This is a genomic window from Methanoculleus sediminis (genome assembly GCF_001017125.1).
Classification (GTDB): domain Archaea; phylum Halobacteriota; class Methanomicrobia; order Methanomicrobiales; family Methanoculleaceae; genus Methanoculleus; species Methanoculleus sediminis.
In genome coordinates this window covers 938725-944906 of record NZ_JXOJ01000002.1, presented here as the reverse complement: position 1 = coordinate 944906, position 6182 = coordinate 938725, and the positions used below count along the sequence as shown (strand labels likewise).

The 6182-nt window shown below is 45.5% G+C and carries 5 protein-coding genes and 1 pseudogene; 4 read left to right on the top strand and 2 right to left on the bottom strand.

The genetic code is table 11. The features are described 5' to 3' along the window. Positions 1-88 precede the first annotated feature (88 nt). The 3 genes and pseudogenes from SZ63_RS07555 to SZ63_RS13270 all read left to right on the top strand — a co-directional run. Positions 89-1705, top strand: coding sequence for an IS1634 family transposase (locus tag SZ63_RS07555; protein ID WP_048183446.1), 1617 nt, complete (start codon positions 89-91; stop codon positions 1703-1705). Beyond that, positions 1705-2130 carry an IS5/IS1182 family transposase gene (locus SZ63_RS07550; RefSeq protein ID WP_052959091.1) on the top strand — a complete coding sequence of 142 codons (426 nt, stop codon included), beginning with the start codon at positions 1705-1707 and terminating at the stop codon, positions 2128-2130. The genes SZ63_RS07555 and SZ63_RS07550 overlap by 1 nt, the downstream gene beginning before the upstream one ends. A 113-nt stretch (positions 2131-2243) precedes the next feature. Further along, positions 2244-2507 (top strand): annotated as a pseudogene (locus tag SZ63_RS13270) (class I SAM-dependent methyltransferase); the annotation flags it as partial. A 150-nt stretch (positions 2508-2657) separates the two neighbouring features. On the opposite strand, the gene SZ63_RS13115 reads toward SZ63_RS13270, so the two are convergent. Together SZ63_RS13115 and SZ63_RS12690 are read right to left on the bottom strand one after the other, a co-directional pair. Then, positions 2658-3587 (bottom strand): class I SAM-dependent methyltransferase, encoded by a 930-nt coding sequence (locus SZ63_RS13115; protein ID WP_082122688.1) that lies wholly within the window; start codon positions 3585-3587, stop codon positions 2658-2660. A gap of 277 nt (positions 3588-3864) precedes the next feature. After that, entirely contained in the window at positions 3865-5031 is a 1167-nt protein-coding gene (locus SZ63_RS12690) for a radical SAM/SPASM domain-containing protein (protein ID WP_082122687.1), read from the bottom strand. Positions 5032-5248: 217 nt separating this feature from the next. Between SZ63_RS12690 and SZ63_RS12685 the strand changes: the two genes are divergently transcribed. After that, positions 5249-6181: an NAD-dependent epimerase/dehydratase family protein gene (locus tag SZ63_RS12685; protein ID WP_048183443.1), complete on the top strand. Its 933-nt coding sequence runs from the start codon at positions 5249-5251 to the stop codon at positions 6179-6181. Position 6182 lies beyond the last annotated feature (1 nt).

Genomic DNA, 6182 nt, shown 5'->3' with positions numbered 1-6182 from the left:
CAGAACTTTCGTTACGCTACCAAAAATCACTCCCCTCTGAATATCAAAAACCGCAAGATCTTTGCACTTTCAGCAAACAACCTTTCATATGCCTCTCGTTGATGGTTTCGACGACTCTTCGATCCTCTCCATCGGTCATCTCGGCATTGTCGCCGGTGCCTACGACTCCCTGCAGATCGCCGATGTGATCGACACCGCCCTCCCAAAAACCCGTCACCACAACCTCACCCATGCTCAGGTGCTCAAGGCCATGGTTCTCAACGGTCTCGGGTTCATCGAACGCCGGCTCTACTTGTTCCCTGACTTCTTCGATGACATTGCCGTTGAACGTCTCCTTGGCGAGGGCATCACTCGGGACCACCTCAACGACGATGTGCTCGGCCGCACCCTGGATGCGATCGCCGCCTACGGCCCAACTGAGTTATTCAACGAGATCGTGACAGAATGTCTTCTTTCCACCGACTTCGGCTCTCACTGCATCCATGTCGATACCACCAACTTCAGCGTCACCGGGGCGTATGAGCCCGACTGTGATCTGGGCGAGATCACGATCACCTACGGCCATCCGAAGGATGGCCGGTGGGATCTCAAACGGTTTGTCCTCGGGATGGCCGCAAACCAGTATGGGGTCCCGCTCTTCCTTCAGACGTTCTCCGGCAACGAATCTGACAAAGAAACGATCTTATCCATCATCCAGCACCTCAACGAGAACCTGAAATCGGATGAGAAAGTCTACCATGTGGCGGATTCGGCCTTTTACACGGCTAAGAACCTGCAAACCCTGGGACAGCATACGTTCTGGATCCGTCGGGTTCCCGCTACGATCAACGAGGTGCAGAATCTGGTTCGAACCGACGATCCATTTCTGCCCTGCACCGACGACCGCTACACCTACCAGGAACACTCGAGCGAGTATGCCGGGGTCCGGCAGAAGTGGGTTTTGTATCGGTCGGTTCCGATGTATGAGCGGGAGGAGAAGACGTTTGAGAAGAACCTGACGAAGAATCTGGATCAGGCGAGGAAATCCTTGCGGAAACTCTGTGCCCGGGAGTTTGCCTGTGTTCCAGATGCCCGGAGGGCGGCTGAGGTCTGGCTCAGCAAGCGTCCCCGATACCGGTTCTGTGACCTTGACGTCACTACGATCACCCGAAAGCAGGAGAAGAGCCGAGGGCGGCCGAAGAACGGGGAACCGGTTCTGGTGTCATATAAGGTCATAGCGGAGATCGAGGACAATCCTGAGGTTCTTGCCGAAGAGCGGCGGATCCTCGGGAGGTTTGTCCTGGCAACGAACGATCCGACGGTGTCGGCCGATGAACTGCTCGCCAACTACAAAGGACAGGGAGCGGTGGAACGCGGGTTTCGGTTCTTGAAGGATACGTCGTTTCGGGTGGCAGAGATCTTTCTGAAGAAGACATCCCGGATCCAGGCACTGGCGATGGTCATGGTACTCTGCCTGTTCATCTATGCGCTTACGGAGTTTCGGTTGCGGCAGGAATTGGCGCGAACCGGGGAGACGGTGACCAGCCAGACGAAGAAACAGACGCAACGGCCCACGATGAAGTGGGTGTTCTTCCGGTTCCGGAGGGTGCGGGAGTTCGTGGTGGTCGAGGAGGGGAAGAGGGTGAAACGGGTAGCGAACCTGAATGAGGAGTTGTGGAAGATTCTGCAACTGCTGGGGAAGGAATATGAAAAATACTATTTGTGATGGAGGACCTGCGGAATGTGAGCTGCACGGTTGCACCGGCAAATGTCCATGATTCACAACTCCACGAGCCAACTCTCGAAGCATTTGAGATTTCCGAGGCGTCGGACCGTCCCATCATTATCTCCGCAGATGCGGCCTATGATGCCCAAAAAGTTCGTCAGTACAACTGGAAACGAGGGATCAAGAGCAATATCCCGGTCAACCGGAGATCCCGGAAACAGCCGAAACGAGGGAGGCCGTTCTGGTTTGATCCAGAACTCTATAAAAAGCGCAGTGCAGTAGAGCGGTTCTTCAGCTGGATTGAAGCGTTTAAGAAGATTGTTCCACGTTACGAGCGATATGAGCACTCATTCATGGGATTTGATTTACCTGGCATGCAGCGTCATGATCCGGAGAATATTGGGAGGACTCCTTTATTTTATTGATCTTATAATTTTAGGATCACCTCCACTACAAATGCATATATTGTCAATCGATCCCACGGCAACGTGCGCTTATCAATGCGCTTAACATTTTTTATCCAAACAGGTCTGATGCAATGATACATGAATCCTCCCCCGGTGGAGTGAGTTCAGATTATATTAAAGAAAAATGCAGAAATTACAGTTATTCATACTTTTTCCCTGATACAGAACTCGGATCTTTCGAAAAAGGAGCACGATGCGAAAACCTGGAATCGATGACATTCGAAAACGAACAATTTGATATCTTCATCACACAGGGTGTTTTTGAACACGTGAACCGCCCCAGTCTGGCATTTCGAGAGATTAGCAGGGTGCTAAAACCCGGAGGAATGCACATATTTACTGTTCCCCTGTGCCATGAGCTTGAAAAAACCCGGCCACGAATCGTGATCAAGGAACCAGTTAAAGAGGTGATATCTAGCCAAAACATGAGCGATACAAAATCACTCTTAGAAAGAGAGGATAATATAGGAAAAAATGCTACAGTATTATTTCTTTACACCAACAATTACGTTCTGGTCAACTTCTTTCCCAGTTTCTATGAAATCAACTATAGAGAAGAGATTCGTCCATACATTCTCGATATATTCGCGTGGGATAGCAGTTTCCCCCCAGTAAGACTCTTCAAGTGAGTACCCTCCACCATACGAAAAATGTACATATTTCCCTTCCAGATAGTCTTGTTTTGCCGTATTTGCATCGAACTGACTTTCCGGATATATCGCTTCAATTTGGTCGATAAAATCGAATCTTCGGGTTGTGAGAATTAAAATGCCGCCGGGCTTTAGAATTCTGTGAAACTCCGAGAGCCATTTTTTCTGAGCATCTTCAGAAACGTGGGAGAATACAGAATATGCATAGATTATGTCAAAATAACCGGGTTCAATATTAAGTGGCGGGTAAGTGTTGCTCTTAAAAAAATTACACCACTGATTCGTCTTCTTGCAGATCTCAATCATATCGTCGACACAGTCGCATCCATAAATGTTTGAAGGATCCATGTCTCTTAAGAAAAATCTTATGATCCTGCCCCAGCCACAACCAAAATCGAGTATTTTAGCCTCTTCAATGCCACCACTGTAATAAACCCCAACAGATCTCGTTACCATTTGATAAAATTCGAAAGCTTGTCTGAATGTATCAATCCCGGATCTCCCAGTAAAATTCTTTTGGATTTCATCAGGAGGGGACAACGGAATTATCTTCTCATCTGATGTTTCATGTATTAGCCCCGAAACTAACTCAAACCATTTTTCATTATCAAGACTGCTATACTTACGGAAGGGATTCATACCTTCTCCATGAGACCCCAATCCCTCATTTGAGATAGAGTTCCTCCCGAATAGTAATCTACCAAAATCACTGAGATAGTGAAATATCCTATTTTGAATTTTGGGTTTCCTTTCAGTGTCCTGCATACCAATGTTTTTATTGTAATGTCTTATCAATTTGTTTAAGCGTCCTCATGGGATTGAATTTTCGCAGTAAAGGTTCGATGTCGCGATTTCTCCGCACTCACGGGATTGATGACTCCGGCTGAAGCCAGCAATGCCATGAAAAAGGTCCTCGCCCACTGGGTAGGGAGAGATTGTCTCAGATCCAGCGATTTTGTGCCTGTGATAAGGAATTCTTTTTGCTGGCGAGTAACTGTCTTTTGGGTGGCCAATCCCAACTTAGATCCTGGGGGGCCGTTCATTAATTGATCGAACAGTTCTTGCATAAGGGTATGAGATGTTTCTCGCCCGAGATCTGCAAATCATAGAAGTCCTTATGCTTTGTTTTCCATAAATCAAGTAAATTATCTTCAAGAACGTTACCAAAAACCCCGTTACCGTACTGATCGTTGCAGCATAAAGTTACAGCTCCATTCCATAAGACTGCCAAATTATTCCTCATGTGCCAGCAGGGATGAGGATTTGGTTTACGAACGAAGTTATAATCTTCTAATTGTTCCTGTCCTGTCCAATCGTGAGGAGGACGAATGTCGATGGAATCGACCCTCTTCAGCAAGTCGTCGAACCTCTCTTCATGCCTCCCACCAAAGTCAATACATATTATTCCAGTTTTAACAACGTTATTATTCAATTTTAGGAAACCGCTGACATTATCCAGCACAGAATCCCAATGCGCCCCCCTTCTGAGCCACTCGAAATCTCTTCGATTTCCCCCATCAACGCTAAATTGGACGAAATCCAAACACCGGGAGGAAATTATCTTTTTCGAACATTCTTCATCCAATAAAACAGCATTTGTGACTAAAACCGTTTTCGGCCGGTTATCAACTCTTCCCAACTGATGTAGGAGTTCTTGAAATTTAGGATGAAGTAGACTTTCACCAACACCATGATACAGATGCAGTTCATTTATTCGAACGTTTTCTTCATTTAACCATCTTAATAAAAACTCGAACGTATAATCCGACATGAACCCCTTCTTTCTCTTGCCACTTCCACCGCACCAACGGCAGTTCAAATTACATCGGTTTGTCAGTTCGACGTTCAATCGATCGATAACAGCAATAGTATCATCGTATTCTATTACTTTTTTGCCCAGGTCCTCTACACTACCATCTAAGAACAAAACTGTTATTTGCAAAACATTTTTACCTTTTTCAAGGGCGGCACTGTTTCCATAAAAAATAAAGCCCGAATTCTGAATCCCATCAAATTTTGGAAAGGCTGAAATTAAATCCGTTCGGAAAAGATAACCCATGCGGGCATTTCCAATATGCTCGTTATTTAAGTACACCTGAATTTCTATAACGGTCTTCTCATCGTCGTATACCCATCCTCGACATACAATGTTATTTATATCGAGTATTTGATTATCATGTGGCTCTTCAATATTTCCAATCAAATCCATCGCCCGAATAGGAATTACGTCCCAAACCCATTTGATGGGCAAATTCTAAAAACCTTTGCAAATTCTTCCGCAACGGCGAAACGTATACTGATGAAAGATACTCCTATAACTGTGTGATTGCCATATTTCTCCAATAATATTAACGGCATGTTTTTATCTGCTACAATGCAAGTAAATGCTGCACGCATCGCAATTGAAGTATCATGGAAGGACCCCTATGGGAAAATACGTTATATTTGGAGGTAATGGTTTCATCGGTTCCCACCTTGCTGAAGCATTGTTGCAGCGAGGCCATGAAGTGGTAATCTTTGACCATTTTCGGCACGGAACAAGAAACATCGCCTCCATAGTATCAGACGTAACATTAAAAAAGGGTGATTTTAACAATGAGCATGATGTAAATGATGCTCTCAAGGGAGTCGATGCTGTATTTCATTTTATCTCTACAACGAACCCCGCAACTTCATTTAATGACCCTATTTTTGATACTAAAACAAATCTTGTAGGAACCATAAAACTACTTCAGATTGCAGCGCAAAGAGATATCGAGCGAATAATTTTCCCATCTTCTGGAGGGACAATATACGGGGATACGTTAGGGTCCCCCATCAGCGAAACAACTGCACCAAAGCCTAGTAACCCCTATGCCATATCCAAATATGCAGTCGAACGATACCTGCATTTCTTTCACGAGCACCACCACCTAGACTTTTTAATCGTGCGATATTCCAATCCTTATGGAGAACGACAGAACCCAAATGCCAGACAGGGTGTTATTCCTATCTTTTTAAATCAAATTAAGCAGGGAAAGAGGCCTGTCATTTTCGGCGACGGTTCTGCGGTGAGGGATTATATATACATCCGCGACGCGATAGATGCAACGCTACAGATTCTGGAAAGCAACACAGAAGAGAAGGTATACAATGTGGGTAGCGGGCAAGGGACTTCGCTAAATGAGTTGATATCCATAATGTCACAAGTTACAGGGGAGAACATCTCTCCTGTGTACGTTTATGACGAAAAAAAGTACGTATCGAAAATAGTTCTCGACATCTCAAAACTCAAGAAGGAGATCGGATGGCAGCCCACCACCGAACTCACTTCAGGTATTTCGAGAACGTGGAAATGGATCAATACTATAATCGACTGAT